Origin of the sequence: Rhizobium acidisoli (assembly GCF_002531755.2) — a bacterium.
GTDB classification, from domain to species: Bacteria; Pseudomonadota; Alphaproteobacteria; order Rhizobiales; family Rhizobiaceae; genus Rhizobium; species Rhizobium acidisoli.
Genome location: NZ_CP034998.1, coordinates 1 through 26,580, shown reverse-complemented (window position 1 = coordinate 26,580; position 26,580 = coordinate 1). Strand labels below are relative to the sequence as shown.

29 protein-coding genes are annotated in these 26,580 nt (G+C 62.5%); 22 read left to right on the top strand and 7 right to left on the bottom strand.

Annotated elements, in window-relative coordinates; all coding sequences use genetic code 11:
* Window positions 1-10 precede the first annotated feature (10 nt).
* Window positions 11-1,597 carry a murein biosynthesis integral membrane protein MurJ gene (murJ, locus tag CO657_RS00145; protein ID WP_054182033.1) on the top strand — a complete coding sequence of 529 codons (1,587 nt, stop codon included), beginning with the start codon at window positions 11-13 and terminating at the stop codon, window positions 1,595-1,597.
* Window positions 1,598-1,809: 212 nt separating this feature from the next.
* Here the strand turns inward: murJ and CO657_RS00140 are convergent, their stop codons facing one another.
* Entirely contained in the window at window positions 1,810-2,238 is a 429-nt protein-coding gene (locus tag CO657_RS00140) for a YcbK family protein (RefSeq protein ID WP_003588982.1), read from the bottom strand.
* 187 nt (window positions 2,239-2,425) lie between these two features.
* Here CO657_RS00140 and CO657_RS00135 point away from each other — a divergent pair, with 187 nt between their 5' ends.
* From CO657_RS00135 to trmB, 16 genes are all read left to right on the top strand, one after another.
* A complete protein-coding gene (locus tag CO657_RS00135) occupies window positions 2,426-2,845 on the top strand; it encodes a VOC family protein (protein WP_054182034.1) in 420 nt (139 codons plus the stop codon).
* 112 nt (window positions 2,846-2,957) lie between these two features.
* Complete coding sequence (trpS, locus tag CO657_RS00130) at window positions 2,958-4,022, top strand: tryptophan--tRNA ligase (RefSeq protein WP_054182035.1); 1,065 nt, start codon at window positions 2,958-2,960, stop codon at window positions 4,020-4,022.
* A 109-nt stretch (window positions 4,023-4,131) separates the two neighbouring features.
* Complete coding sequence (locus tag CO657_RS00125; RefSeq protein ID WP_003583845.1) at window positions 4,132-4,623, top strand: universal stress protein; 492 nt, start codon at window positions 4,132-4,134, stop codon at window positions 4,621-4,623.
* Between the two features lie 105 nt (window positions 4,624-4,728).
* A complete protein-coding gene (locus CO657_RS00120; RefSeq protein ID WP_003588987.1) occupies window positions 4,729-5,295 on the top strand; it encodes a NifU family protein in 567 nt (188 codons plus the stop codon).
* Window positions 5,296-5,382: 87 nt separating this feature from the next.
* On the top strand, window positions 5,383-6,045 hold the full coding sequence (gene tsaB / locus CO657_RS00115) for a tRNA (adenosine(37)-N6)-threonylcarbamoyltransferase complex dimerization subunit type 1 TsaB (RefSeq protein WP_003588988.1): 663 nt from the start codon (window positions 5,383-5,385) through the stop codon (window positions 6,043-6,045).
* Window positions 6,042-6,542, top strand: coding sequence for a GNAT family N-acetyltransferase (locus tag CO657_RS00110; protein ID WP_197283869.1), 501 nt, complete (start codon window positions 6,042-6,044; stop codon window positions 6,540-6,542). Before tsaB ends, CO657_RS00110 begins: the two co-directional genes overlap by 4 nt.
* 82 nt (window positions 6,543-6,624) lie before the next feature.
* Window positions 6,625-7,053 (top strand): Fur family transcriptional regulator, encoded by a 429-nt coding sequence (locus tag CO657_RS00105; protein WP_012556376.1) that lies wholly within the window; start codon window positions 6,625-6,627, stop codon window positions 7,051-7,053.
* A 27-nt stretch (window positions 7,054-7,080) separates the two neighbouring features.
* Entirely contained in the window at window positions 7,081-7,878 is a 798-nt protein-coding gene (olsA, locus tag CO657_RS00100) for a lyso-ornithine lipid O-acyltransferase (RefSeq protein WP_054182037.1), read from the top strand.
* A gap of 49 nt (window positions 7,879-7,927) precedes the next feature.
* Entirely contained in the window at window positions 7,928-9,337 is a 1,410-nt protein-coding gene (miaB, locus tag CO657_RS00095) for a tRNA (N6-isopentenyl adenosine(37)-C2)-methylthiotransferase MiaB (RefSeq protein WP_054182038.1), read from the top strand.
* An 18-nt stretch (window positions 9,338-9,355) separates the two neighbouring features.
* Window positions 9,356-10,408: a PhoH family protein gene (locus CO657_RS00090; RefSeq protein ID WP_003588996.1), complete on the top strand. Its 1,053-nt coding sequence runs from the start codon at window positions 9,356-9,358 to the stop codon at window positions 10,406-10,408.
* On the top strand, window positions 10,408-10,923 hold the full coding sequence (gene ybeY, locus CO657_RS00085) for an rRNA maturation RNase YbeY (RefSeq protein WP_003588998.1): 516 nt from the start codon (window positions 10,408-10,410) through the stop codon (window positions 10,921-10,923). Before CO657_RS00090 ends, ybeY begins: the two co-directional genes overlap by 1 nt.
* On the top strand, window positions 10,920-12,071 hold the full coding sequence (locus CO657_RS00080; protein ID WP_012556373.1) for a hemolysin family protein: 1,152 nt from the start codon (window positions 10,920-10,922) through the stop codon (window positions 12,069-12,071). The genes ybeY and CO657_RS00080 overlap by 4 nt, the downstream gene beginning before the upstream one ends.
* 68 nt (window positions 12,072-12,139) lie before the next feature.
* Window positions 12,140-13,744: an apolipoprotein N-acyltransferase gene (gene lnt, locus CO657_RS00075; protein WP_054182039.1), complete on the top strand. Its 1,605-nt coding sequence runs from the start codon at window positions 12,140-12,142 to the stop codon at window positions 13,742-13,744.
* 148 nt (window positions 13,745-13,892) lie between these two features.
* Window positions 13,893-14,312 carry a helix-turn-helix domain-containing protein gene (locus CO657_RS00070; RefSeq protein WP_003589003.1) on the top strand — a complete coding sequence of 140 codons (420 nt, stop codon included), beginning with the start codon at window positions 13,893-13,895 and terminating at the stop codon, window positions 14,310-14,312.
* Window positions 14,313-14,490: 178 nt separating this feature from the next.
* Window positions 14,491-15,729: a methionine adenosyltransferase gene (gene metK / locus CO657_RS00065; RefSeq protein WP_003589005.1), complete on the top strand. Its 1,239-nt coding sequence runs from the start codon at window positions 14,491-14,493 to the stop codon at window positions 15,727-15,729.
* An 8-nt stretch (window positions 15,730-15,737) separates the two neighbouring features.
* Complete coding sequence (gene trmB / locus CO657_RS00060; protein WP_054182040.1) at window positions 15,738-16,439, top strand: tRNA (guanine(46)-N(7))-methyltransferase TrmB; 702 nt, start codon at window positions 15,738-15,740, stop codon at window positions 16,437-16,439.
* A gap of 380 nt (window positions 16,440-16,819) precedes the next feature.
* On the opposite strand, the gene CO657_RS00055 is transcribed toward trmB, so the two are convergent.
* On the bottom strand, window positions 16,820-17,077 hold the full coding sequence (locus CO657_RS00055; RefSeq protein WP_003570822.1) for a BQ00720 family protein: 258 nt from the start codon (window positions 17,075-17,077) through the stop codon (window positions 16,820-16,822).
* Between the two features lie 47 nt (window positions 17,078-17,124).
* Window positions 17,125-17,550 (bottom strand): Hsp20 family protein, encoded by a 426-nt coding sequence (locus CO657_RS00050; protein ID WP_003589008.1) that lies wholly within the window; start codon window positions 17,548-17,550, stop codon window positions 17,125-17,127.
* A 238-nt stretch (window positions 17,551-17,788) separates the two neighbouring features.
* Between CO657_RS00050 and CO657_RS00045 the strand changes: the two genes are divergently transcribed.
* Window positions 17,789-18,733: a nucleoside hydrolase gene (locus CO657_RS00045; RefSeq protein WP_054182256.1), complete on the top strand. Its 945-nt coding sequence runs from the start codon at window positions 17,789-17,791 to the stop codon at window positions 18,731-18,733.
* 31 nt (window positions 18,734-18,764) lie between these two features.
* Here the strand turns inward: CO657_RS00045 and grpE are convergent, their stop codons facing one another.
* Together grpE and hrcA are read right to left on the bottom strand one after the other, a co-directional pair.
* The gene (grpE, locus tag CO657_RS00040) at window positions 18,765-19,397 is read right to left on the bottom strand and encodes a nucleotide exchange factor GrpE (protein ID WP_054182041.1); all 633 of its coding nucleotides are present in this window, start codon (window positions 19,395-19,397) and stop codon (window positions 18,765-18,767) included.
* Window positions 19,398-19,506: 109 nt separating this feature from the next.
* The gene (hrcA, locus tag CO657_RS00035) at window positions 19,507-20,595 is read right to left on the bottom strand and encodes a heat-inducible transcriptional repressor HrcA (RefSeq protein WP_003570826.1); all 1,089 of its coding nucleotides are present in this window, start codon (window positions 20,593-20,595) and stop codon (window positions 19,507-19,509) included.
* Between the two features lie 127 nt (window positions 20,596-20,722).
* Here hrcA and rph point away from each other — a divergent pair, with 127 nt between their 5' ends.
* From rph to hemW, 4 genes are read left to right on the top strand one after another with little or no spacing between them, the layout of a single operon-like run.
* The gene (rph, locus tag CO657_RS00030) at window positions 20,723-21,442 is read left to right on the top strand and encodes a ribonuclease PH (protein WP_003589014.1); all 720 of its coding nucleotides are present in this window, start codon (window positions 20,723-20,725) and stop codon (window positions 21,440-21,442) included.
* The gene (locus tag CO657_RS00025) at window positions 21,439-21,864 is read left to right on the top strand and encodes a VOC family protein (RefSeq protein WP_054182042.1); all 426 of its coding nucleotides are present in this window, start codon (window positions 21,439-21,441) and stop codon (window positions 21,862-21,864) included. Before rph ends, CO657_RS00025 begins: the two co-directional genes overlap by 4 nt.
* Window positions 21,865-22,509, top strand: a complete 645-nt coding sequence (rdgB, locus tag CO657_RS00020; RefSeq protein WP_003589017.1) for an RdgB/HAM1 family non-canonical purine NTP pyrophosphatase — start codon at window positions 21,865-21,867, stop codon at window positions 22,507-22,509.
* 9 nt (window positions 22,510-22,518) lie between these two features.
* Window positions 22,519-23,721: a radical SAM family heme chaperone HemW gene (gene hemW, locus CO657_RS00015; protein ID WP_054182043.1), complete on the top strand. Its 1,203-nt coding sequence runs from the start codon at window positions 22,519-22,521 to the stop codon at window positions 23,719-23,721.
* Between the two features lie 61 nt (window positions 23,722-23,782).
* Here hemW and CO657_RS00010 read toward each other — a convergent pair whose 3' ends face one another.
* Complete coding sequence (locus tag CO657_RS00010) at window positions 23,783-24,865, bottom strand: saccharopine dehydrogenase family protein (RefSeq protein ID WP_054182044.1); 1,083 nt, start codon at window positions 24,863-24,865, stop codon at window positions 23,783-23,785.
* Window positions 24,866-25,029: 164 nt separating this feature from the next.
* A complete protein-coding gene (gene dnaA, locus CO657_RS00005) occupies window positions 25,030-26,580 on the bottom strand; it encodes a chromosomal replication initiator protein DnaA (protein WP_012556363.1) in 1,551 nt (516 codons plus the stop codon).

The window sequence follows — 26,580 nt, the reverse complement described above, 5'->3', positions numbered from 1 at the left end:
GCCAATACGCATGAGCCTCGTCAAGAAATTCGCAACCGTCGGCGGCGCCACTCTCGGCAGCCGCATCTTCGGTTTCGCCCGCGAAACGCTGATGGCCGCCGCACTCGGCACCGGGCCGATGGCCGACGTCTTCTACGCCGCCTTCCGCTTCCCCAACCTGTTTCGCCGGCTGTTTGCCGAGGGCGCCTTCAACGCCGCCTTCGTGCCGCTTTTTGCCAAGGAGATCGAGGCGAACGGCACGGAGGGCGCCAAGCGCTTTTCGGAGGAAGTCTTCGGCGTGCTGTTTTCGGTGCTGCTCCTCATCACCATCGTGATGGAGCTTGCCATGCCGCTTTTGGTGCGCTTCGTCATCGCGCCGGGTTTTGCCGACGATCCCGACAAGTTCTCGATCACCATCCGCATGGCGGCGGTGATGTTTCCCTATCTGATGTGCATGTCGCTGACGGCGATGATGAGCGGCATGCTGAATTCGCTGCATCATTTCTTTGCCGCGGCAATCGCGCCGGTTTTCCTGAACGTGGTGATGATCGGGGCGCTGTTTTATGCGCTCTATACCGGCGCCGATCCGCTGGCGACGGCATGGTACCTGTCGTGGGGTGTCCTTGCCGCCGGCGTGCTGCAGCTCGCCGTCGTCTATATCGGCGTGCTTGCGGCCGGCATGAGCATCGGCTTCCGCTTCCCGAAGATGACGCCGAACGTCAAGCGGCTGCTGATCCTTGCGGTGCCGGCCGCGGTGACCGGCGGCATTACCCAGATCAACCAGCTGATCGGCCAGGCAATCGCCTCGTCGCGCGACGGCGCGATCGCAGCCCTGCAATATGCCGACCGGATCTATCAGCTGCCGCTCGGCGTCGTCGGCGTCGCCGTCGGCGTGGTGCTGCTGCCGGAACTTGCGCGGGCGCTGAAGGGCGGCAACCTGCGCGAAGCCGGAAACCTGCAGAACCGCTCGATCGAATTCGTGCTGTTCCTGACGATCCCCGCCGCCTTCGCGCTGTGGATCCTCTCCGACGAGATCATCCGCGTGCTCTACGAGCGCGGCGCCTTCCATCAGGAAAACACCGCCGTCGTCGGCGCGATCCTGGCGATCTACGGCATCGGCCTGCCGGCCTTCGTGCTGATCAAGGCGCTGCAGCCGGGCTTCTATGCCCGCGAGGACACCAAGACGCCGATGCGCTTCTCGGCGGTCGCCGTTGCCACCAACTGCGCCACGGCGCTCACCCTCTTTCCCTTTATGGGCGCGCCCGGCATCGCCGTTGCCGAAGCCACCGCCGGCTGGATCAGCACCGTGCTGCTGTTCACCACGCTGTTGCGCCGCGGACATCTGACATGGGAATGGGCGCTGGCAAAACGCACCGCCCTGCTGATCGTCGCCGCGGCGGTGATGGGGGCTGCCATCGTCTTCCTCAAGCAGTATTTCGCACCCTGGCTTGCATCAGGCGCGCCGCTGCTGACCAAGATCGGCACGCTGGGGCTGCTGATCGCGATTTCCATGCTGGTCTATTTCGCCGCCGCCTTCCTGATCGGCGGCGCCGATCTCGGCATGATCCGCCGCAATCTGAACCGCAAGCCGGCGGCGGCAGAGGATGCGCAAGGCTAGAGAGATTGCCGAGAGCAGCCCCTCATCCGGCTGCCGCCACCTTCTCCCCGTAAACGGGGCGAAGGAAATATGCCGCAACCTCTCCGTCCCCATCTACCCTCTCGCGCGGCACGTCCCCTCTCCCCGTCAGGACGGGGGTCCGAAGGACGGGTCGAGACCGGTGGCTCGACCCCGGCAAGGGTGAGGGTGAGGGGTGGCATTCCGGATCACCTTCAACAATCCACCCATCGCCTCTGCGGCCCGACATCGACATGAACGATGCCGTTGCAATAGGTGCCGATGCCGCCGATGCCGGGCGCGCTTCTGGCGGCTGCGATGATGGAGCGTTCCGACAGGCCCGGCATCCTGATATCGGCCGCCAGGCATTTTCCATGCAGGGAGCCATGGCGGCGGGGATGCGACCGGAGGCCGGAGGTGATCATCGGCCGGCGTCCAGTTTTTGCGGCGATATGCGACAGCACCGCTTGAAGACTTGCGGGAAAACAGCCGGTGCGGACACTGACGGTCTGGACCGTGTAGGCGAGACGCGCCTCCTGCTTGGGAAGATGAATGACCGGCCGTTTGCTGTCTTGACCGACGGCGCTGGTTGCGGATTGTAGGGCGAAAAGGCCTGCCATGGTGAGCAAACTGGCGGTCTGCATGGTTCCTCCTGGCGGTTGACAGGGCGGCCATCGCACACCCCTGCGCGGTCGAGGATTTTCAATTCAATAAAAGCTTTTCTGTGAAATTTTATACTCAATTATAAGTAAGGCGCTTGATCAATTCGGCTTAAAATAACGGATATTACCGAACCAACCAGGAATAAACATCTCAATCAGGAGATATGACATGACGATCCAGTCGCTTTTCCTCGTCACCCTCGTCGTCGACGACTACGACCGCGCCAAGGCTTTCTATTGCGGCGCCCTCGGTTTCGACTGCCTTCAGGACGAGCCGCAGCCGGAGGGCAAGCGCTGGGTGGTGGTGAAGCCCAGAGGAGGAGCCATGGTTGGAGACGGGGCAGCCTTTCTGCTGGCGCAGGCCGCAAACGAGACGCAGCGGGCGGCGATCGGCAATCAGACGGGCGGCCGTGTCGGCTTCTTTCTGAAGACCGATGATTTCGCCCGCGACCATGCCGCGATGCTTGCAGCCGGCGTGCGCTTTCTGGAAGAGCCGCGGCATGAGGTTTACGGCACGGTCGCGGTGTTTGCCGATCCCTACGGCAACAGCTTCGATCTGATCCAGCATGCCGCAGGCCAAACCCCTTGATTGCGGCCGGTTGCCCGTGCATAAGCCGCGGCGTTAGCAACATGGGCGAACAACCCTGCTGCCATGCAGCAAACCAAAGCTGTGGGCCCTCCACCAGCCTATTGAGGACGACATGAGCGAATTCAAGAAACTCGTATTCTCCGGCGTGCAGCCGACCGGCAATCTGCATCTCGGCAATTATCTCGGCGCGATCCGACGCTTCGTGGCGCTGCAGGAAGGCAATGACTGCATCTATTGCGTCGTCGACATGCATGCGCTCACCGCCCAGCTCGTGCATGAGGACATGCCCGGCCAGACGCGCTCGATCGCCGCCGCCTTCATCGCCGCCGGTATCGATCCGGAAAAGCATATCGTCTTCAACCAGTCGGCCGTGCCGCAGCATGCCGAACTTGCCTGGATCTTCAATTGCGTCGCCCGCATCGGCTGGATGAACCGCATGACGCAGTTCAAGGACAAGGCCGGCAAGGACCGCGAGCAGGCCTCGCTCGGCCTTTACGCCTATCCGAGCCTGATGGCCGCCGATATTCTTGTCTACCGCGCCACCCATGTGCCTGTTGGTGAGGATCAGAAGCAGCATCTGGAGCTTGCCCGCGATATCGCGATGAAGTTCAACCTCGATTATGCCGAGCATATTCGCAAGACCGGCTACGGCGTCGACATCACCGTCGGCAACGAGCCGGTGCATGCCTATTTCCCCATGGTGGAGCCGCTGATCGGCGGACCGGCGCCGCGGGTCATGTCGCTGCGCGACGGCACCAAGAAAATGTCGAAATCCGATCCGTCCGATCTCTCACGCATCAACCTGATGGATGACGAGGACGCGATCTCGAAGAAGATCCGCAAGGCAAAGACCGATCCGGACGGCTTGCCGAGCGAGGTGGACGGGCTGCAGGGCCGGCCGGAAGCCGACAATCTGGTGGCGATCTATGCGGCGCTGACCGACAAATCGAAGGCCGAGGTGCTTGCCGAATTCGGCGGCCAGCAATTCTCCGTCTTCAAGCCGGCGCTGGTCGATCTCGCCATCCATGTGCTGGCGCCGATCACCGGCGAGATGCGCCGGCTGATGGACGATACCAGCCATATCGACGCCATCCTGCGCAAGGGCGGCGAACGCGCCAGGGCCCGCGCCGAGGTGACGATGCGCCAGGTCCGCGACGTGATCGGCTTCCTCTACTGAGGGTGATCTCTTCTTCTCCCGCTTAGGGGCGAAGGGAACCTTCTCCCGGGGGGAGAAGAGGAAAAACTGGGCTTGCAAATTTTCCGCTTCGGGTGTCAGAGTCCGCGCCATGGTATCGAAGCGACTCTCACGGCTCGAAGGTCATCGCCGCAAATTCATGGCGGTGATCGACGGTACACCCGAATGCCAGCGCGCCGTTCATTATGCCGGCCGGCGCGCGAAGAATTCCAATGGCGGGCTGGTGCTGCTCTACGTCATTCCCGACGGGGATTTCCAGCAATGGCTCGGCGTCGAGGCGATCATGCGGGCCGAGGCGCGCGAGGAGGCCGAGGCAGTCGTTGCCAAGATCGCCCAGATCGTGCGCGAGACGATCGGCATCGAGCCGGAGATCGTCATCCGCGAAGGTGGTGCGGCCGAACAGATCAATGCCGTGATCGAGGACGACCGCGATGTGGCGATCCTCGTTCTGGCCGCCGGTTCGGCGAAGGAAGGTCCGGGACCGCTGGTTTCGTCGATCGCCGGCCGCGCGGCGGCGTTTCCGATCCCGGTCACTGTGCTGCCGGATACGCTGACCAATGAGGAAATCGACGCCCTCTGCTGATAATTTCTTGAGTAAAAATCTCTTGAATGGCACCGGCAATCGGCTTATCTTCTTTTGAAGAGTTCTAAAGACGGCGTGGCATGGGCCGGCCGCATGGAGACCCAGATGTTCATTCAGACCGAAGCCACGCCGAACCCCGCCACGCAGAAGTTCCTGCCGGGCAAGGTGGTGATGGAAAACGGCACGGCCGAGTTCCGCAGTGCCGAGGAGGCCGAAGCTTCGCCTCTCGCTGCCCGCCTGTTCGAAATACCAGGCGTCACCGGCGTCTATTTCGGCTATGATTTCATTTCCGTCTCCAAGGACGATGCCGAATGGCAGCATCTTAAGCCGGCTATATTGGGCTCGATCATGGAGCATTTCATGTCGGGCAAGCCGGTCATGGGCGATGCCTCCATCCTCTCCGAAGACGTCGACGCCGGCGACGAGTTTTTTGACGAAGGCGACGAGTCGATCGTGCTGACCATCAAGGAGCTGCTGGAGACCCGCGTGCGCCCCGCCGTTGCCCAGGACGGCGGCGACATCACCTTCCGCGGCTTCAAGGACGGCAAGGTCTATCTGAACATGAAGGGTTCCTGCGCCGGCTGCCCGTCTTCGACGGCAACGCTGAAGCACGGCGTCCAGAACCTGCTGCGCCATTTCGTTCCGGAAGTGCAGGAAGTGATTGCCGCTTAAAAACGTGAGTTCGTCCGGCCGTTCATCTCCCGTTCGGCCGGATGAATTTATCATCGGGCGACAATAGATTTTTCGGAAATTGATGGCATGATTGTTCTGGCGCTCGACACGGCAGGTGTAGACTGCGCTGCCGCCGTTTACGACAGCGGCAGGAATACGATGCTGGGGGAGGCATCGGACATGATCGGCAAGGGGCATGCTGAACATTTGATCGGTATCGTCGATCGCGCGCTCGATCAGGCTGATATGACGCTTTCCGATATCGACCGCATTGCCGTCACCATCGGTCCCGGCTCGTTTACCGGTATCCGCGTCGGCGTTGCCGCAGCCCGCGGTTTTGCGCTTTCCCTCAACGTGCCCGCCGTCGGCATCACCACGCTCGAGGTCATGGCATCAGCCCAGCGCGAAAAGACGCCCGGCCACGCCGTGCTGGCCGCGATGGACGCCAAGCGGGACGAAATCTACCTCCAGTCCTTCTCACCGGACGGTTCGCCGCTCGACGCGCCACGGGCGCTCAGCGTGGCGCAAGCGCAGGCTTTTGCCGCCGGTTTCGACGGCGAGATCACCGGTTCGGCGACGCCGCTGCTGAAGGCGGGCGCTGATGGCGATCACAGCAACAATTTCCCGATCTCCGTCGTGGCGCGCCTCGGTGCTGCCGCCTCCCCCGATGCCGGAAAGCCGAAGCCCCTTTATCTGCGCGGACCCGATGCCAAGCCGCAGGCCGGGTATGCGATTGCCCGACGAGTATGACGATGCTGGAAGCCTATCTGACGCTGAAGCCGGAATTCGAGATCATCGCCATGGAGCGCGAGGATTGCCGCGATGTCGCCGTCCTGCACGGCGAGCGTTTTGCCCGGCCCTGGGGCGATGGTGAATTTCACGGCCTCCTGATGCAGGACACCGTGTTCGGCTTCGTCGCCCGTCAGACCAACGCCATCCTGAAAAAGCCGCTGCCCGGCTTCATCCTTGCCCGCCACGTCGCCGGCGAGGCGGAGATCCTGACGATCGCCGTGCAGGCGAAGGTCGCCCGCGCCGGGCTTGGCTGGCGGCTGATGCAGGCGGCGATGCGGGAAGCCCGCGCCCGCGGCGGCGAGAGCATGTTTCTCGAGGTCGACGACGGCAATATGGCAGCGCTTGGCCTCTATCGCAAGCTCGGCTTCGAAAAGGTCGGGGAACGCAAGGGTTATTACAAGCAGGAAAACGGCGCCCTCTCCACGGCGCTTGTCATGAAGCGCGTTCTTCGCTAGTTCCCTGACAGAGAGGGACATGCTGGCGGGCGCAAACGCCGTCCGGCATTGTCGCAGGACGAATATCTTTTGAAGGCGGGCCATGCCTGATGTAGCCAAGACCCTTGAGGAGCTTTGCACCGAACGCGGCATGCGCATGACCGAGCAGCGCCGCGTGATTGCGCGCATCCTCGAAGATTCGGAAGACCATCCCGATGTCGAAGAGCTCTACCGCCGCTCGGTGAAGGTCGATGCGAAGATCTCGATCTCGACCGTCTACCGCACGGTAAAACTGTTCGAGGATGCCGGCATCATCGCCCGCCATGATTTCCGCGACGGGCGCTCGCGCTATGAAACGGTGCCGGAAGAGCATCACGACCACCTGATCGACCTGAAGACCGGCACGGTCATCGAATTCCGCTCGCCGGAGATCGAGGCGCTGCAGGAGCGCATCGCCCGCGAGCACGGCTTCAAGCTGGTCGACCACCGGCTGGAACTCTACGGCGTTCCGCTGAAGAAGGAAGACCTCTGAAGCAATGGCCGCCGGGGAGACCAGCATTTGATCGCCTGGCTGCGCATTGCCTGTGCTGCGGTCGTCATCCTGATCGTCAGCATCGTGCTCGTGCCGCTGCAGCTGCTCGCCCTGCGTTTCGACTGGCGGCTTCGGCGCCGGCTGCCGCGCGTCTGGCACCGTATCATCTGCTATTGTCTCGGCATCCGCGTCCGCGTCACCGGCCAGCTGGAAGCGCGCCGACCGCTGATGCTCTGCTCCAATCATTCCTCCTGGATGGATATCATGGTGCTGTCGGCGGTTGCCGACGTCGCCTTCATCGCCAAGATCGAAGTGGCGGAATGGCCGATCTTCGGCACACTCGCCAAGCTGCAGAAGAGCGTCTTCGTCGTTCGCGAGGAGAGGCGCAAGACCGGCCATCAGGCAAACGAGATCGCCGGGCGCATGGCCGACGGCGAGATCGTCGTGCTCTTCCCCGAGGGCACGACCTCGGACGGCAACCGGCTGCTGGAGGTCAAGTCCTCGCTGTTTGGCGCTGCTGCAATGGCCGTGCCCGCTTCGCCCACAGGAACCGTCGTGGTGCAGCCGGTGGCGGTTGCCTATACAAGAGTGCACGGCATCGCCATGGGCCGCTATCACCGGCCGCTCGCCGCCTGGCCGGGGGATATCGAGCTGCTGCCGCACCTGATCGATATCGTGCGATGCGGCGCGATCGACGCCGAGGTTTCCTTCGGTGAGGCGGTGGAATACCGCTCCGACACCAATCGCAAGGAGGTGAGCGCGACCATCGCCTCGCGCATCCGCAACCTCTTAAATAGCCGCCTGCGTGGGCGGGAAATCTCCTGAAAGAAGATTTCGATTTTCTCAGGCGGCAAAAACCACTAAATAGCGCGCCATGACACAGGACAACGCCCTCCTTCAGGCCCCGGAGCCGACGCTCCGCGATGGTTCCAACAGCCGCAAGGTCTTCATCAAGACCTATGGCTGCCAGATGAACGTCTATGATTCCACGCGCATGAGCGATGCGCTCGCCCGCGACGGCTATGAACCGACCGAAGATATGGAAGAGGCGGACCTCGTTCTGCTCAACACCTGCCATATACGAGAGAAGGCGGCCGAGAAGGTCTATTCGGCGCTCGGACGGCTGCGCGACATGAAAAAGAAGAAGGGGGCGGACGGACGGGAGATGATGATCGGCGTTGCCGGCTGCGTCGCCCAGGCCGAAGGCGAGGAGATCCTGCGCCGGGCGCCCGCCGTCGACGTCGTCATCGGCCCGCAGACCTATCACCGCCTGCCGGAGGCGCTGCGCCGGGCCAAGGAGGGCCAGCGCGTCGTCGATACGGACTATGCGATCGAGGACAAGTTCGAGCATCTGCCGATTGCCGAGAGCCGGAAGATCCGCGCCCGCGGCGTCACCGCCTTCCTGACGGTGCAGGAGGGCTGCGACAAGTTCTGCACCTTCTGCGTGGTGCCCTATACGCGCGGCTCGGAAGTGTCGCGGCCGGTTGCCCAGATCGTCGAGGAAGCCGAAAAGCTCGTCGAGGGGGGCGTGCGCGAGATCACCCTGCTCGGACAGAACGTCAATGCCTGGCACGGCGCCGGACCGCGCGGCGAGGCATGGAGCCTCGGCGACCTGATCTACCGGCTTGCCGAGATCCCCGGCCTGGCGCGGCTGCGCTACACCACCAGCCATCCGCGCGACATGGACGACCGGCTGATCGACGCCCATCGCGATCTCCGGGCGCTGATGCCCTATCTGCACCTGCCGGTGCAATCGGGCTCCGACCGCATCCTCAAAGCCATGAACCGGCGCCACACGGCAGCCGAATATCTGGCGTTGATTGCGCGCATCCGCACGGTGCGCCCCGATATCGCGCTGTCGGGCGATTTCATTACCGGCTTTCCGGGGGAGACAGACGCCGATTTTGAGGATACACTCAGGCTTGTGGAGGAGGTCCGTTATGCACAGGCCTTTTCGTTCAAATACTCGACACGGCCGGGCACGCCCGGCGCGGAACTGAAGGACCAGGTGCCGGAACAGATCAAGGCAGAACGGCTGGAACGCCTGCAAGCGCTTCTCCTGAAGCAGCAGCAGGAATTTGCCGAATCCTGCATCGGCAAAGAGATCGACCTGTTGCTGGAAAAGCCCGGTCGCATGCCGGAACAGCTGATCGGCCGTTCTCCCTGGCTTCAATCCGTGAATGTTGATGCAAAAGCATCGCAAATCGGTGACATTATTAAAGTGCGAATCACCGGAACCGGAAACAACAGCCTGTTTGCCGAACGCGCAGAGGCTGCGGTTTAACCCAAGGAGCCCGACCGCTTGAACGGACAAGAATTGGTTTCTTCTTCACCGCGCCACCCCCGCACGCCGAGCGACTCCAATCACTTCGTCCTGACGTTCGAGAACAACCGCTTCGCCAGCGAGCTTTTCGGTCAATTCGACCAGAACCTCAAGCTGCTCGAGGAACGGCTCAACATCGATGCGCGGGCCCGCGGCAATTCGGTCGTCATCACAGGCGATGTCGTGACCACCAACCAGGCGCGGCGTACGCTCGACTATCTCTATGAAAAACTTCAGAAAGGCGGCAGCGTGGAACGATCCGACGTCGAGGGCGCAATCCGCATGGCGGTCGCCGCCGACGATCAGCTCAGCCTTCCCACCATGGAGCGCAAGGCCAAGCTGACGATGGCGCAGGTTTCCACCCGCAAGAAGACGATCATTGCCCGCACCCCGACGCAGGACGCCTATATCCGGGCGCTGGAGCGTGCCGAGCTGGTCTTCGGCGTCGGCCCGGCCGGCACCGGCAAGACCTATCTCGCCGTCGCCCATGCCGCCCAGCTCCTGGAGCGCGGCGCGGTCGAAAAGATCATCCTGTCGCGCCCGGCCGTCGAAGCGGGCGAGCGCTTGGGCTTTCTGCCCGGCGACATGAAGGAAAAGGTCGATCCCTATCTCCGCCCGCTCTATGACGCGCTCTACGACATGATCCCCGCCGACAAGGTCGACCGGGCGATCACCGCCGGCGTCATCGAAATCGCGCCGCTCGCCTTCATGCGCGGCCGCACGCTTGCCAACGCCGCCATCATCCTCGACGAAGCGCAGAACACGACATCGATGCAGATGAAGATGTTCCTGACGCGTCTCGGCGAGAATGCGCGGATGATCGTCACCGGCGACCCGAGCCAGATCGACCTGCCGCGCGGCGTCAAATCCGGCCTCGTCGAGGCGCTGCAGCTTCTGAACGGCGTCGAGGGCATCTCGATCGTGCGCTTCAAGGATACCGACGTCGTCCGCCATCCGCTGGTCGGGCGCATCGTCAGGGCCTATGATTCCACCTATGCCGCCGAAGCCGAAGCGGTCAGCCGGCAGGACTGATGGCAGAACTCGACATCCAGATCAGCGTCGACGACATCGGCTGGCCGGGCGAGGAGACGCTGCTGTCCTTTTGCGAACGCGTGCTCGGCGCAGCCGTGATCTATCTCCGCGACAGCGAGAAACAGCCCTTCCCGACGATGCCGCCCGAGGTCTCGCTTGTCTTCACCGACGACGCCTCGATCCAGGACATCAATGCCGAATGGCGCGGCAAGGACAAGGCGACTAACGTGCTCTCCTTTCCGGCCTTTCCGGTTCGGCCCGGCAAGATGCCCGGTCCGATGCTCGGCGACATCATCATCGCCCGGGAGACTGTGGAGCGGGAAACCATCGAGCTCGAAAAGAGTTTCGACGACCACCTGACCCATCTTCTGGTGCACGGTTTCTTGCATCTTCTCGGCTACGACCATATGAATAGTGACGAAGCCGAAATTATGGAGGGGCTGGAGACTCGCATTTTGGCGCAGCTCGGCCTATCTGATCCCTACGAGGGTCAAGACCTTAAAATGGAACCATGAGCGACTTTACGACGAAGCCGGCGGCAGACGCCAAGGACTCCGAGCCATCCTCCTCTTCGGACGAGGCGGGCAGTAGTAGTCGGCCATCCGGCCGATCTCAATCCTTCTGGTCGCGCGCCGCGCGCATCCTTCGCCCGCAGCAGGGCTCGCTGCGTGAGGATCTTGCCGACGCGCTGATGACCGATGCGGCCGGCAACGATGCTTTTTCGCCCGACGAACGGGCAATGCTGCACAATATCCTGCGCTTTCGCGAGGTGCGCGTCGCCGACGTGATGGTGCCGCGCGCCGATATCGAGGCGGTCGACCAGAACATCACCATCGGCGAACTGATGATCCTGTTCGAGGAATCCGGCCGCTCGCGCATGCCCGTCTATGCCGACACGCTCGACGATCCGCGCGGCATGGTGCATATCCGCGATCTGCTCTCCTATGTCGCCAAGCAGGCGCGCAACAAGCGCCGCGGCCCGACGAAACCGGCCGCGGCCCTGCCGGCGCTGCCGGCAATCGAGGTTGCGCCCGAAAATATCCAGAAGACCACGCGGCCGGCCAAGCCGAATTTGGATCTCGCCCGCGTCGACCTGCAGAAGACGCTGACGGAAGCCGGCATCATCCGCAAGATCCTGTTCGTGCCGCCGTCGATGCTGGCCTCCGACCTGTTGCGCCGCATGCAGGTGAACCGCACGCAGATGGCGCTTGTTATCGACGAATATGGCGGCACCGACGGGCTCGCTTCGCATGAGGACATCGTCGAAATGGTGGTCGGCGACATCGACGACGAACATGACGACGAAGAGGTGATGTTCAAGCGGGTCGCCGAAGACGTCTTCATCGCCGACGCCCGCGTCGAACTGGAAGAGATCGCCGCAGCGATCGGGCCGGATTTCGACATTAGCGAGCAGGTCGACGAGGTCGATACGCTGGGCGGCCTGATCTTCTCCGCGCTCGGCCGCATCCCGGTGCGTGGCGAGGTCGTGCAGGCGCTGCCGGGCTTCGAATTCCACATCCTCGACGCCGATCCGCGCCGCATCAAGCGGCTGCGCATCACCCGCAAGCGCCATGCGATCCGCCGCCGCGCCAAGGTGGATGGCGACGTCCCGCCCGGCTCCGATGCCGGCGACGACCGGCCGGCGGAATCGACCGCCAACTGACACGACAAAGAGCCGCTTTTTTGAAAGACTGCGAATGGGTTGATTCGCGGTTTTTGATGGGAGTGCGCATGGAGCGGCTTGCGGACAGGGTTATCCTCGTCTGGGGTTTCAAACGGTCGCTGCTGGCCATCGCCGCCGGAGCATTCGCCGTGCTGGCGCTGCCGCCCTTCGGCTTCTTCGCAGCAATGTTCGTCTCCTTCACACTGCTCGTCTGGCTGATCGACGGGGCCGCGGCTTCGCCTGATAGCGGCCTGGTCGGCAGGCTGTGGCCGGCATTTGCCACCGGCTGGCTGTTCGGCTTCGGCTATTTCGTCGCCGGTCTCTGGTGGCTCGGCCATGCGCTGCTGGTCGATCAGGAGGAATTCGCCTGGGCGCTGCCACTCGCCATTCTCGGGCTGCCGGCCTGTCTGGCGATTTTCTATGGGCTGGCGGCGGCCCTTGCCCGCATCTTCTGGTCCGACGGCATGGGACGGATCGCCGCACTGGCAGCCGGCTTCGGGCTGATGGAATGGCTTCGCAGCGTAATCCTGACAGGCTTTCCCTGGAACGCCATCGGCTACGGCATAATGCCGGTTCCGCTGATGATGCAGTCGGCGCATGTGATCGGGGCGATGGGGGTGACGGCGCTTGCCGTCTTCGTCTTCTCTGCGCCGGCTCTTGCCGGCACCCGGCAAGGCGCACGGGCGGGTATCGCGCTTGCCGTCCTGCTGTTTGCCGCCCATCTCGGCTACGGCGCTTATGCCCTTTATGTGGCGCCGCGGGCCGAAGCCTTGCCGGAGGATAAGCGGCCGGTGGTGCGGCTGGTGCAGCCTGATATCGACCAGGCGGCGAAGATGGACAACGACGCCGACCGCAATGCGATCTTCGAGACGCATCTGAAGCTGTCGGCCGAAGCACCGAAAAATGGCGGGCGCAAGCCCGATATCATCGTCTGGCCGGAAACCGCCATCCCCTTCATCCTGACTGACAACCAGGATGCGCTGACGCGGATCGCCGATACGCTCGACGACAACCAGATCCTGATCGCCGGGGCCGTGCGCGCCGAGGAGATGGGACCCGGCACGCCGACGCGCTACTATAATTCCATCTATGTGATCGACGGCCGCGGTCAGATCATCGCCGCCTCCGACAAGGTGCATCTGGTGCCGTTCGGCGAATACCTGCCCTTCGAGGACCTGCTGACCGAATTCGGCATCCAGAACGTCGTCGAAATGCCAGGAGGATTTTCGGCAGCAGTGAGCCGGCACCTGCTGGCGCTGCCCGGCGGGCTCAATCTCTATCCGCTGATCTGCTACGAGATCATTTTCCCCGATGAAATGACCGGCGACATCGAAGACGCCAATGCGATCCTCAATATCACCAATGATGCCTGGTTCGGTGCGACGCCCGGCCCCTATCAGCATTTCCAGCAGGCGCGGGTACGGGCTGTGGAAACCGGACTGCCGCTGATTCGCGACGCCAACAGCGGTATTTCAGCAATTGTGAATGCACAGGGGGAAATTATTGCCGGCCTCGATCTCGAACAAACCGGCTTTATTGATGCAACTGTTGATAGGTTCGGCGTAGAAGCGGGGACGACATTCCCCCGGCAAACATACTTCTGGTTGACCGAAGCGCTGCTCATTTTGATTGCGCTGGTTTCTCGTAGAGGTTTTATTTCCGGGTTGAATTGACCAAAAACCCCTAAAATTGCATAGTGATGACAATCGGCGTTCCGGACGTATGTTCAAAGGTGGGTTCTCACCGCTTGCAACGTGGCGTTTGGGATGGATCAGGGGCATGCCGGTTAAACAGGTTGAAATTCTTAGCTAGGGCACGACCATGATTGAAAACAAAAAGAAGCCGAATCCGATCGACATCCACGTTGGCAGCCGTATTCGTCTTCGCCGAACAATGCTGGGCATGAGCCAGGAAAAACTCGGCGAAAGCCTCGGCATCACATTCCAGCAGATCCAGAAATACGAAAAGGGCACCAACCGCGTCGGCGCAAGCCGTCTGCAGAACATCTCGAACATCCTCAATGTTCCGGTTTCCTTTTTCTTCGAGGACGCACCCGGCGAACATGCAGGCGCCGGCGGCGGCATGGCCGAAGCCTCCAGCTCGAATTACGTCGTCGATTTCCTCTCCTCTTCCGAAGGCCTGCAGCTCAACCGCGCCTTCGTCAAGATTTCCGATCCGAAGGTTCGCCGCAAGGTCGTGGAACTGGTGAAGGCTCTGGCAGCCGAGGCCGACTCCGACTGAGCCACACCCATCGCAGAATCCCAAAGGCGGTCGAAAGGCCGCCTTTTCTACGTTTTTGGGGCAAAATTTGTCACTTTGCCGCAGATATAAAGATATATTTATGTCCTTCTGCGCTTGTCATCGGGCCTCGAACTGAGTACCTACTAGCTAGCTTTTATTCTTTGAGGGGAATCCCGGAATGCGCGCGAATTATCTCTTTACCAGCGAATCTGTTGCCGAAGGTCATCCTGACAAGGTCTGCGACCGCATCTCCGACGAGATCGTCGATCTGGTCTACCGCGAAGCGGCCAAAACAGGCGTCAATCCGTGGGGCGTGCGCATTGCCTGCGAAACGCTGGCGACCACCAACCGCGTCGTCATCGCCGGCGAAGTCCGCCTGCCGCCGAGCCTGATGAAGAAGGACAAAGACGGCAAGGACGTCATCAATCCGTCGAAGTTCAAGGCCGCCGCCCGCCGCGCCATCAAGGATATCGGTTACGAGCAGGACGGCTTCCACTGGAAGAAGGCCAAGATCGACGTGCTCCTGCACTCGCAGTCGGCCGACATCGCGCAGGGCGTCGACAGCGCCGCCGACCAGCAGGGCGACGAAGGCGCCGGCGACCAGGGCATCATGTTCGGTTACGCCTGCCGCGAAACGCCGGATCTGATGCCGGCGCCGATCTATTATTCACACAAGATCCTGCAGCTGCTCGCGGTTGCCCGCAAGAAGGGTGACGGCGAAGTCGCCAAGCTCGGCCCCGACGCCAAGAGCCAGGTGACCGTGCGCTACGTCGACGGCAAGCCGTCCGAAGCGACGTCGATCGTGCTTTCGACCCAGCATCTCGACGAAAGCTGGGATTCGAAGAAGGTCCGCGCCGTCGTCGAGCCCTATATCCGCGAAGCGCTCGGCGAACTGAAGATCGCTGACGATTGCAAGTGGTACATCAACCCGACCGGCAAGTTCGTCATCGGCGGACCGGACGGCGATGCAGGCCTCACCGGCCGCAAGATCATCGTCGACACCTACGGCGGTGCCGCTCCGCATGGCGGCGGCGCATTCTCCGGCAAGGACACGACGAAGGTCGACCGTTCGGCTGCTTATGCCGCCCGCTATCTGGCGAAAAACGTCGTTGCCGCCGGCCTTGCCGACCGCTGCACGATCCAGATTTCCTACGCGATCGGCGTCGCCCAGCCGCTGTCGATCTATGTCGACCTGCACGGCACCGGCAAGTTCAGCGAAGATCAGGTCGAAGCAGCGATCCGCAAGAACATGGACCTGTCTCCGTCAGGCATCCGCCGCCATCTCGACCTCAACAAGCCGATCTATGCGAAGACCTCCGCTTATGGCCATTTCGGCCGCAAGGCCGGCCGCGACGGCTCGTTCTCCTGGGAGCGCACGGACCTCGTCAAGGCGCTCAAGGAAAGCGTGAAGGCCTGAGATAAAGCATGACGGATATGGAACGCCGCGGCCGGGCGACTGAAGCCTTCTTCGGTCGCCGCAAGGGCAAGGCCCTGCGCGAACACCAGGCCGAGACGCTGAACAGCCTGCTGCCGGCATTCCTTATCGATCTGTCAGCGGCTCCACCGGAGCCGCTGACATCCCTCTTCCCGGCTCCGGTCGAAAAGTTGCGGCTGGAAATCGGCTTCGGCGGCGGCGAACATCTGATTCACCGCGCCCTGGAGAGGCCTTCGACCGGCTTTGTCGGCGTCGAACCCTTCGTCAATTCCATGCAGAAGCTGCTGTCGCGCATCGGTGAGACCGGGGCGCGCAATATCCGCGTCTACAACGACGACGCGACGCAACTGCTCGACTGGCTGCCGGACGCTTCGGTCGATCAGATCGACCTGCTCTATCCCGATCCCTGGCCGAAGCGAAAGCACTGGAAACGGCGCTTCGTCTCGAAGACCAATCTCGACCGCTTTCACCGCGTGCTGAAGCCCGGCGCCCTGTTCTGCTTCGCCTCCGACATCGACACCTATGTGAACTGGACGCTGCTCAAATGCCGCGACCATGGCGGCTTCGACTGGATGGCCGACAATGCGGCGGATTGGCTGACACCCTACGAGGGCTGGCCGAGCACCCGCTACGAGGCCAAGGCCCGGCGCGAGGGCCGGTCTTCGGCCTATCTGACATTCAGGAAAATCTGAGGCTCGGCGAAGTCGGCGAACATGACGCAATGTTCGTCGGCGTGAGGCGACTAGCAGCGGTTGAAGGGCGATAGTGAGAGGCGTGCCGTGCGGCCCCCTCATCCGACCCTTCGGGCCACCTTCTCCCCGCTGGGGAGAAGAGGGAGATTGCCGCTTCGCCTATGACCCCATTGAAAATGGAGTGCTCGGAAGAGGCGGATTCGTTGGGCAGTCTCGGCGCGCCTTGCTCACCTCTTCTCCTCAGCGGGGAGAAGGTGGCCGCAGGGTCAGATGAGGGGGCCACACGGCACCAACGACGATCAGTTTATCTCGAAGCGGCATCGCTACAAATGCCTGATGCACCGCAATCGCGGCGCAACGCGACAAGCGCTGTCTGACGGTCAGTGCAGGCTGACCGTCTTCAGTTCGTCCTCGGCAGCCTTGAAGAAGGTGCTGGAGCGGTTGTCCGTCAAGAGGATCGGCGTGCCGTCGGCGCCGAAAAGTGCCCAGAGATCGACGTTCGGATCGATATCCGGCGCCTCGGGAAAGCACTTGGCGACCTCTTCGGTGCGCATCTTTCTGATATAGGCGACCTCGCCGCTGCCGATGTGGGCAAGCTCGGATTTGGTCAAGTGAGACGTGGCTTCTTTCATCAACATTCCTGTTCCTCCGGAAGAAGGGACCAACGGTTCGACAAACCGTTGTGCTACTGTGAGACCGAAATGTTAATTTTCTTGACCATGCGGGCGGGCTCCGGTCGAATTAGATCGACGGAGAGCAAACCGTTTTTCAGGCCGGCGCCGAGCACCTGCATGCCGTCGGCCAGAACGAAGGTGCGCTGGAACTGACGGGCGGCGATGCCGCGATAGAGATAGTCCCGTTCGCCGTGCTCCACCTGACGGCCGCGAATCAGAAGCTGGTTCTCCTCAATGGAAACATCGAGTTCCTCCTCGCCGAAACCGGCGACAGCCAGCGTAATGCGCAGACGTTCCGGCGCGCCGCTGTCGGCGCCGATGCGTTCGATATTGTAAGGCGGATATCCGTCGCTGGCCTTGGAAATGCGCTCCAGCGTCTTTTCCATGGCATCGAAGCCCAGAAGCAGCGGGCTGGCGAAAGGGGTAATGCGGCTCATCTCTTTTCAAGTCCTTGATGCAAGCGACCATCCCGGACCTTAAGGGCAGCATCCGGATGCCGCTAATATGGGGACCGCATCCCGGCGCTGCAAGACGCGGGTGACGTCTCGGCACCACCCCTCAATTTTAAGGTGGTGACGGCTCCTTGCTTGACAAAGCGGCGGCTGCCTCGCATCAAAACGAGCCGGCGCAGAATGTGCCGATTTGTGACGAGAAATGAAGAAAACGGTGCATCGGATGGCAAGCGCAAGAAAGATCATCATCGACACGGATCCCGGCCAGGACGACGCGGCCGCCATCCTGCTGGCCTTCGGCAGTCCCGACGAGCTGGAGCTGCTGGGGATCACCACGGTCGCCGGCAACGTGCCGCTATCGCTGACCAGCCGCAATGCGCGCATCGTCTGCGAACTCTGCGGCCGGACGGAGACGAAGGTCTTTGCCGGCGCCGACGCGCCGATCGCCCGCAAGCTGGTGACCGCCGAACATGTGCACGGCAAGACCGGCCTCGACGGTCCTGAGCTCAGCGAGCCGACGATGGCGCTGCAGACCGGCCATGCCGTCGACTTCATCATCGAGACGCTGCGGCGTGAGGAAGAAGGCACGGTGACGCTCTGCACGCTCGGGCCGCTGACCAATATCGGCATGGCCTTGCAGAAGGCGCCCGACATCGCTCCGCGCATCCGCGAATTGGTGATGATGGGCGGCGGCTTTTTCGAGGGCGGCAACATCACGCCGGCAGCCGAATTCAACATTTACGTCGATCCCGAGGCCGCCGATATCGTCTTCCGCTCAGGCGTGCCGATCGTGATGATGCCGCTTGACGTGACCCACCAGTTGCTGACCCGCAAGGATCGGGTGAAGCGCATGGCCGAGATCGGCACGGCGCCGGCAAAGGCGATGGTCGAGATGCTGGAATTCTTCGAACGCTTCGATATCGAGAAATACGGCTCCGACGGCGGGCCGCTGCATGACCCCACCGTGATCGCCTATCTGCTGAAGCCGGAGCTTTTCAAGGGCCGGGACTGCAATGTCGAGATCGAGATCCACTCCGAACTCACGGTCGGCATGACGGTCGTCGACTGGTGGCATGTCACCGAGCGCAAGCGCAACGCAAAAGTCATGCGCCACGTCGATGCGGACGGCTTCTTCGATCTGTTGATCGAACGCTTCGCCCGCATCTGATTTCGGCACCCTTCTCCGAAGGGAGAAGGTTTCAGGCGTCCTTCTCGTCGAAGACCGAATTGGTTTCAGCTTCGGCGGCCTTCGGGCCGCCCTTGGCGACGCCGACCATGGCCGGGCGCAGCACGCGCTCGCCGATGGAAAAGCCTGCCTGCACGACCTGGACGACCGTGTTGTTCGGCACATCCGGGTTCGGCACTTCGAACATCGCCTGATGGAAATTCGGGTCGAATTTCTGGCCGACCGGCTCCAGCTTGCGAACGCCGTGGCGCTCGAGCGCCGACAGCATGGCGCGCTCGGTCATCTCGACGCCCTCGATCAGCGTGGTCAGGCCGGCATCGGCCGCATCCTTGACCTCTGCAGGGATGGCATCCAGCGCTCGGCGCAGATTGTCCGAGACGGCGAGCATGTCACGCGCGAAACCGGCGACGGAATAGGACTTGGCGTCCTTGACCTCACGCTCGGTGCGGCGGCGCAGATTGTCCATCTCGGCGGCAAGGCGCAGATAGCGGTCGCGCAGTTCGCCGTTTTCGGCTTTCAGAAGCTCGAGTGCATCAGGCTGGGGGGCCTCTTCCTGCGCAATATCGTTCTCGACGTAGGCGGCAGCGTCGGCTGCGGCATCGGCCGCAGTTGCGTCAGGTCCGTTTTTCGTCGTGTCATCGGTCATGACGGTCTCCGGTTGGTGTCTTCAGATGCGCCCGATATCGAGGTTTGACCGAAAAAAATCAAGTCTGCGTGACAAAGAAGGGAAAATTCCGCGGTCTTCGTCAAACTGGTCAAAGCGGATTGCGCGAAAGCCGGGAGACGAGCTGGGCGGTGTAGTCCACCATCGGCACGATGCGGGAGTAATTGAGCCGCGTCGGGCCGATGACGCCGACGGCGCCGACGATGCGATCGTCGTCGTCACGATAGGGCGCGACGATGAGCGACGAGCCGGACAGCGAGAAGAGCTTGTTTTCCGAGCCGATGAAGATGCGCACGCCCGAGCCGGTTTCGGCGAGATTGAGGATCTCGATCAGGCTGTCCTTCTTTTCGAGATCGTCGAACAGCAGCCGCAGCCGGTCGAGATCCTCGGCGCCGGCCAGACCTTCAAGCAGGTTGGCGCGGCCGCGGATGATCAGCTGCGCCGGCTTGCCCTCGTCCGGGCTGCCGGCCCATACGGCGATGCCGCGCTCGACGAGATCGCGCGACAGGGCATCGAGTTCGTGACGGACGTTATCCTTCAGCTGGCTGAGCTGTTTGCGCAGCTCCGGCAGGGTCTGGCCGGACATGTGGGCATTGAGAAAATTTGCCGCCTCGGCCAGCTGCGAGGAGGTGACGCCCGCCGGCAGTTCGATGATGCGGTTTTCCACCTGGTCGTGATCGCCGACGAGCACGGCCAGCGCCTTTGTCGGCTCCAGCCGGATGAACTCGACATGTTTGAGCACCGGATCGCTTTTCGAGGTGATGACCAGGCCGGCGCCGCGCGAAATGCCGGATAGCATGCGGCTCGCCTCGTTCATCATCGATTCCACCGGATTGCCGCCGCTTTCGGCCCGCACCTGGCGGTCGATGCTGGCGCGGTCCTCGGCGGAGAGATCACCGACCTGCATGAAGGCATCGACGAAGAAACGCAGGCCGATCTGGGTCGGCAGCCGGCCGGCGCTGATATGCGGCGAATAGATGAGGCCGAGATCTTCGAGATCGCTCATGACGTTGCGCACCGAGGCCGGCGACAGCGACATCGGCAGCAGGCGGGACAGATTGCGCGAACCGAGCGGCTCGCCGCTCTCCAGATAGCCTTCGACGATGCGGCGAAAAATTTCCCTGGAGCGCTCGTCCAGCGCAGCAACGGCATCCGAAACCGATGTCGACCTGATGCCCATGAAACTCTCGAACCCGCGCTGATGATACTTCGCGAAAAGTAAGTCAAACTCGCAGCCGTGGCAAAAGGGAATTTGCAAATAGGCGCCGCCAATCGTAGAAGCGGTCAACAAACCCCAGGAGATAAGAATGCGGCCTTCAGGCAGAAAAATCGACCAGATGCGCAAGGTCTCGTTCGAGCGCAATTTTTCCAAGCATGCGGAAGGCTCCTGCCTGGTGAAATTCGGCGACACGCATGTGCTCTGCACGGCCAGCCTTGAGGAAAAGACGCCGCCATGGCTGCGCAATAGCGGCAAGGGATGGGTCACGGCTGAGTACGGCATGCTGCCGCGGGCGACCGGCGAGCGCATGAAGCGCGAGGCGGCAGCCGGCAAGCAGGGCGGCCGCACTCAGGAAATCCAGCGGCTGATCGGCCGGTCGCTGCGCGCCGTCGTCGATCTGCAGGCGCTCGGCGAGCGGCAGATCACCCTTGATTGCGACGTCATCCAGGCCGATGGCGGCACGCGGACAGCCTCGATCACCGGCGGCTGGATCGCGCTTTACGACTGCCTGAAATGGATGGAAAGCCGCAACATGATCAAGGTCGACCGGGTCCTGAAGGACCATGTCGCCGCCATCTCCTGCGGCGTCTTCGCCAGCCAGCCGGTGATCGACCTCGATTACCTCGAGGATTCCTCGGCCGAAACCGACGCCAACTTCGTCATGACCGGCGCCGGCGGGATCGTCGAAATCCAGGGCACGGCCGAAGGCACGCCGTTTTCCGAAGAGGAATTCACCTCGCTGATGGGTCTTGCCAAGAACGGCATCGGCGAACTCGTCGCCCTGCAGAAACAGGCGATTGCGGGATGAACCCCATGCTGGAAGGCATGTTGGAAACGGCGCTTTATGTGCGGGATCTCGACGAGGCCGAGGCGTTCTACGAGAGCGTTCTCGGACTTGAAAAGATTACCCGCGCCGCCAACCGGCATGTCTTCTTCCGCTGCGGCCCCGGTGTTCTGCTGATCTTCAATCCCGAGGAAACGGTCAAGCCGCCGGCACCTGACGCCCTGCAAGTGCCGCCGCACGGCACGACCGGAGGGGGCCATGCCTGCTTCCGGGTCTCCGGCCGCAACATCGATGCGATGGCTGAGCGGCTGAGAGCGGCGGGCGTGGCGATCGAATCCGAAGTGCATTGGCCGAACGGCGGCCGCTCGATCTATTTCCGCGATCCTGCCGGCAACAGCCTGGAATGCGCGGAGGCTAAAATCTGGGGCATCGAACAGGATATCTGAATGCGCAAGCTTGAAACGAAGACCATCGTCGTTGCCAGCCACAATGCCGGCAAGATCCGCGAGATCCAGGAATTGATCGGGCCGCTCGGCTTCACCGCCAAGTCGGCCGCCGAGCTGAATTTCGTCGAACCCGATGAAACCGGCACGAGCTTCGAGGAGAATGCGACGATCAAGGCGGTCGCTTCGGCCAATGCAGCCGGCATGCCGGCGCTTTCGGACGATTCCGGGCTGGTGGTCGACGCGCTTGACGGCGATCCCGGTGTCTACACCGCCAATTGGGCGGAGACACCGAGCGGCACGCGCGATTTCGACATGGCGATGGCGAAGGTGGAAAAGGCGCTGCAGGATGCGGGCGCGACGACGCCCGAACAGCGCACCGCACGTTTCGTCAGCGTGCTCTGCCTCGCCTGGCCGGACGGGCATACCGAACTCTTCCGCGGCGAAGTGGAGGGCAGCGTCGTCTGGCCGCCGCGCGGCGGCCAAGGCTTCGGCTACGATCCGGTCTTCCAGCCGGAAGGGTATGGCGTCACCTTCGGCGAGATGAGTGGCGAGGAAAAACACGGCTGGAGCGTCGGCAAGCCGCAGGCGCTATCGCACCGGGCCCGCGCCTTCAAACTCTTTGTCGAAACCTGCCTGGAGGCATAAGGTCACCACGTGGACAATTTCGACACGCCAGGCTCCTCGCGCGATGCGGCGCTGCTGCCCGATACCGGCGAGCCCGGCTTCGGCGTCTATGTGCATTGGCCCTTCTGCGCGGCGAAGTGTCCCTATTGCGATTTCAACAGCCATGTGCGCCACCAGCCGGTCGATCAGGAGCGCTTTGCATCAGCCTTCCTGAAGGAGATGGCGGCGGTCCGGGCGATGAGCGGGCCGAAGACGGTGACGAGCATCTTCCTCGGCGGCGGCACGCCGTCGCTGATGAAGCCGGAAACGGTCTCCGCCATTCTCGACGGCATTGCCCGGCACTGGCACGTGCCTGCCGGTATCGAGATCACCATGGAAGCCAATCCTTCGAGCGTCGAGGCCGATCGCTTCCGCGGTTACCGAGCGGCAGGCGTCAACCGCGTCTCGCTCGGCGTGCAGGCGCTTGATGATCGGGACCTGAAATTCCTCGGCCGGCTGCATGATGTCGCCGACGCGCTGAAGGCGATCCGGCTGGCGCGCGACATTTTTCCGCGCATGTCTTTCGACCTCATCTATGCCCGGCCGGACCAGACGGTCGAGCAATGGGAAAGGGAGCTGAAGCAAGCGATCTCCTATGCGGTCGATCATCTTTCGCTCTATCAACTCACCATCGAGGAAGGCACGCCGTTTTATGGCCTGCACAAAGCAGGCAAGCTGATCGTGCCGGATGGCGAGCAGTCGGCTGTGCTCTACGAGGCGACGCAGGAAATCACCGCGCGCGAGGGCATGCCGGCCTATGAGGTTTCCAACCACGCCCGGCCGGGTGCTGAAAGCCGGCATAACCTGACCTATTGGCGTTACGGCGATTATGCCGGCATCGGCCCCGGCGCGCACGGCCGGCTGACGCGCGGCCCCGAGAAGATCGCGACGGCGACCGAGCGCAAGCCGGAGGCCTGGCTCGACATGGTCGAGCGCGACGGCCACGGCATTCTCGACGAGGAGCGGCTCGGCTACGAGGAACAGTCCGACGAATTGCTGCTGATGGGACTGCGGCTCCGGGAAGGCGTCGATCTTGCCCGCTGGCAACAGCTTTCCGGCCGCGACCTCGACCCGAAACGCGAAGAGTTTCTGCTCGAACACAAATTCATCGAGCGGATCGGCAATTCACGCCTGCGCTGCACACCCTCAGGCATGCTGATCCTCGATTCCGTCGTCGCCGATCTCGCCTGCTGACGCCCACGCAATGCATTGGTTCCAGCGCGGCCGACATCGCGGGCCGCGCTGGAACGTAATCTCAGCCGTGGCTGGTGGCGCCGGCCTTGAACAGGCCGCCGGTCGGCGTCTTTAAAAACATCTCCAGCGGAATATGCTCCTGGTGCAGGAAGCCGGTGGCTGGCAGCAGACCGTCGCGGACCATCTCGATGACGGCGACGACAGAGGCCGATGTCGTCCAGGCGATTGCCGTGCGGCGTGCACCGGCAATCTCGATCGGGTAATAGGCGCGCACGAACTCCTTGCGGCGCAGGCTGCCGTTCTCCGTGCCCTCGGCGGCGACATGGACATAGACGACATCGTCTTCAACCGGCGGCTTGGCATTGGTGAGGATCTCGCCGGCAAGCTTGCGCTTGTCGCGCATCAGAAGCTCGTGGAAGAAGAAGTTCATCAGCTCCATATGGCCGGGATAACGCATGGTCTTGTAGTCGAGATTGTCGATCTTGCCGAGCATGGTGTCGCACATGGTGCCAAGGCCGCCCGAGGTGGTGAAGGCTTCGAGCTTGACGCCGCCGACATAGACGGTCTCGTGCCATTCCATCGGCGAGACCAGCTTGCGCACGCCACCCTCGATGACCTCGCAATCGTTCAGATATTCGTTGACGACGCCTTCGGGCGACCAGTTGAAGGCGTAACCCAGCAGTCCCGTCGGATGCTGCGGCAGGGCGCCGACACGCATGCGGATCGAACGGCAGCGATCGAAGCCGTCGGCAAGGCTGGCGCCGACAATGCCGACGAAACCGGGCGCCAGGCCGCATTGCGGCGCCATCAGGCCGCGGGCGGTCTTCGACAATTCGATGATGAAATTGGTTGTGGGAACGTCTTCGGTCAGGTCGAAATAATGAATGCCGGCGAGATGGGCGGCACGCGCCAATTCGATGTTCAGATGGTAGGGAAGGCAGGAGAGCACCGCCTCGACATTCGACAACAGTTCGCCGACCACCTGCGGGTCGGAGATATCGCCGGCGCGGCACTTGAAGGGAACGTCGCTCAGCGGCAGTTGCGCATCGACGCCGATGACCTCGAAACCGCCTTCATGCAACAGCGTCGCCGCCAGCCGTCCGACCTTGCCCAGGCCGAGAACGGCGATCTTTCTAAAACTCATTTATGATCCTCCCATGCGCCATCTCGGCGCTTCAGTCTTTGCCCGGCACACGCCGCTCCAAATCGGGCATGCGCGGGATGGCCGGAGGTATAGAATAAAAAGCTCATAAAGCAAAACGGCCGGAATCGCTTCCGGCCGCCAAAGTTTTTCCGAAAATCGGGTCGTTATTCGTTGATCAGCCGCTTCAGCAGCTCGACTTCGTGCGACAGCTTGGTGTCGCCGGAAATCAGCTCTTCGATCTTGCGCACGGCGTGCAGCACGGTCGTGTGATCGCGCCCGCCGAAACGGCGGCCGATCTCGGGGAAGGAGCGCGGCGTCAGCGTCTTCGACAGATACATGGCGATCTGGCGCGGCTTGACGATGACGCGGGTGCGGCGGTTCGAGACCAGTTCCTGGCGCGAGACGTTGTAGTGCCTGGCGACGATGCGCTGGATATCCTCGATGCGGACGCGGCGGGGTTCGCCGGAGCCGACGAGATGGGCGAGCAGTTCGTCGACGCGCTCGATCGACAGGTTCGGCTCGAAGGAGCGGCGGAAGACCAGCTGGTTGAAAGCACCTTCCAGCTCGCGGCCGCTGGCCGTGACGTTGCGGGCGACGTGCTGGAGCAGTTCGGCCGGAATGTCGAGCGACGGATCTTCAAGCCGGGCCGCAGCAAGGCGACGCCGGAGGATCTCGAGGCGCATCTCATAATCCGGCGCGTCGAATTCGATCGCGACACCGCCCTGCAGGCGCGAGCGTACACGCGGGTCGAGCGATTCCAGCTCCCAGGGGGCGCGGTCGGCGGCGACGACGACCTGCTTGGCGCTGTCGAGCAGCATGTTGAGGAGATGGCAGAATTCGTGCTGGATCATCTTGCCCTGCAGGAACTGCATGTCGTCGATGATCAACAGATCGATGTTGCGCAGCGAATCCTTCAGCGTCAGCGCATCATTGTCGCGGATCGCGGTGGCGAAGCGCCACATGAAATACTCGGCCGTCAGATAGACGACGCGCAGCGCCCGCGGGTTCTGCACCGCCGCATTGGCGATTGCCTGCAGCAGGTGGGTCTTGCCGAGGCCGACCGTCGAATGGATGAACAGCGGATTGAAGCGCACGGCGCCGGAACCGGCTTCGGCGATGGTCTTGGCGGCCGCAAGTGCGACGCGGTTCGAGCTGCCTTCGACGAAGGTGTCGAAAGTGAAGCGGCTGTCGAGCGGCGAACCGAAGAGCGGCGAACCAAAGCTTGCGGGCCTTGCCGCGGCAACTGAAGAAACCGCCTGCTGGACGGCCTGGCCGGCCGGCTGGGCGCTTGCGGGGCGGCGCGCCTGTGGGGCAACGACCGGCTCGGGCTGGACTGCCTCATCGAGCGCCTTCGTGCCGCTGCGCGTCGCTGTGCGCACCAGGACTTCGATCTTCATAATTTCCGGATCTTCGGCCTGGAACAGACCGGTGATGAGATCGAGATAACGATTGTTGATCCACGACTTCAGGAAGGTGGTGGGAACCGACAGGCGAACCACGCTCTTCGATACCGAATGCAGCTTCAGCCGGGCGAACCAGCTGGCATAGACGTCAGGGCCGACCTGGGCCTTCAAGCGCGCGCTGACGCGCTCAAACAGGATGCTGTGCTTCATTTCCGCCTTTGTGTCTCCCCCTTCGAGGCGAATGGAGCCAAACGCCTGCGGTGCCACATCCCCATTATCGGGCCCGCCCGCCGTCATCGTATTCATCTGCAT

Coding starts and splice junctions, on each gene's coding strand:
- CO657_RS00070 (WP_003589003.1), top strand. CDS start 13,893: ATGATTGAAAACAAAAAGAAGCCGAATCCGATCGACATCCACGTTGGC.
- CO657_RS00140 (WP_003588982.1), bottom strand. CDS start 2,238: ATGCAGACCGCCAGTTTGCTCACCATGGCAGGCCTTTTCGCCCTACAA.
- CO657_RS00010 (WP_054182044.1), bottom strand. CDS start 24,865: ATGAGTTTTAGAAAGATCGCCGTTCTCGGCCTGGGCAAGGTCGGACGG.
- CO657_RS00025 (WP_054182042.1), top strand. CDS start 21,439: ATGAACCCCATGCTGGAAGGCATGTTGGAAACGGCGCTTTATGTGCGG.
- metK (WP_003589005.1), top strand. CDS start 14,491: ATGCGCGCGAATTATCTCTTTACCAGCGAATCTGTTGCCGAAGGTCAT.
- CO657_RS00135 (WP_054182034.1), top strand. CDS start 2,426: ATGACGATCCAGTCGCTTTTCCTCGTCACCCTCGTCGTCGACGACTAC.
- CO657_RS00125 (WP_003583845.1), top strand. CDS start 4,132: ATGGTATCGAAGCGACTCTCACGGCTCGAAGGTCATCGCCGCAAATTC.
- murJ (WP_054182033.1), top strand. CDS start 11: ATGAGCCTCGTCAAGAAATTCGCAACCGTCGGCGGCGCCACTCTCGGC.
- CO657_RS00105 (WP_012556376.1), top strand. CDS start 6,625: ATGCCTGATGTAGCCAAGACCCTTGAGGAGCTTTGCACCGAACGCGGC.
- CO657_RS00110 (WP_197283869.1), top strand. CDS start 6,042: ATGACGATGCTGGAAGCCTATCTGACGCTGAAGCCGGAATTCGAGATC.
- CO657_RS00080 (WP_012556373.1), top strand. CDS start 10,920: ATGAGCGACTTTACGACGAAGCCGGCGGCAGACGCCAAGGACTCCGAG.
- CO657_RS00050 (WP_003589008.1), bottom strand. CDS start 17,550: ATGAGCCGCATTACCCCTTTCGCCAGCCCGCTGCTTCTGGGCTTCGAT.
- CO657_RS00045 (WP_054182256.1), top strand. CDS start 17,789: ATGGCAAGCGCAAGAAAGATCATCATCGACACGGATCCCGGCCAGGAC.
- tsaB (WP_003588988.1), top strand. CDS start 5,383: ATGATTGTTCTGGCGCTCGACACGGCAGGTGTAGACTGCGCTGCCGCC.
- CO657_RS00055 (WP_003570822.1), bottom strand. CDS start 17,077: ATGTTGATGAAAGAAGCCACGTCTCACTTGACCAAATCCGAGCTTGCC.
- CO657_RS00120 (WP_003588987.1), top strand. CDS start 4,729: ATGTTCATTCAGACCGAAGCCACGCCGAACCCCGCCACGCAGAAGTTC.
- hrcA (WP_003570826.1), bottom strand. CDS start 20,595: ATGGGCATCAGGTCGACATCGGTTTCGGATGCCGTTGCTGCGCTGGAC.
- trmB (WP_054182040.1), top strand. CDS start 15,738: ATGACGGATATGGAACGCCGCGGCCGGGCGACTGAAGCCTTCTTCGGT.
- rdgB (WP_003589017.1), top strand. CDS start 21,865: ATGCGCAAGCTTGAAACGAAGACCATCGTCGTTGCCAGCCACAATGCC.
- ybeY (WP_003588998.1), top strand. CDS start 10,408: ATGGCAGAACTCGACATCCAGATCAGCGTCGACGACATCGGCTGGCCG.
- dnaA (WP_012556363.1), bottom strand. CDS start 26,580: ATGCAGATGAATACGATGACGGCGGGCGGGCCCGATAATGGGGATGTG.
- trpS (WP_054182035.1), top strand. CDS start 2,958: ATGAGCGAATTCAAGAAACTCGTATTCTCCGGCGTGCAGCCGACCGGC.
- lnt (WP_054182039.1), top strand. CDS start 12,140: ATGGAGCGGCTTGCGGACAGGGTTATCCTCGTCTGGGGTTTCAAACGG.
- miaB (WP_054182038.1), top strand. CDS start 7,928: ATGACACAGGACAACGCCCTCCTTCAGGCCCCGGAGCCGACGCTCCGC.
- rph (WP_003589014.1), top strand. CDS start 20,723: ATGCGGCCTTCAGGCAGAAAAATCGACCAGATGCGCAAGGTCTCGTTC.
- grpE (WP_054182041.1), bottom strand. CDS start 19,397: ATGACCGATGACACGACGAAAAACGGACCTGACGCAACTGCGGCCGAT.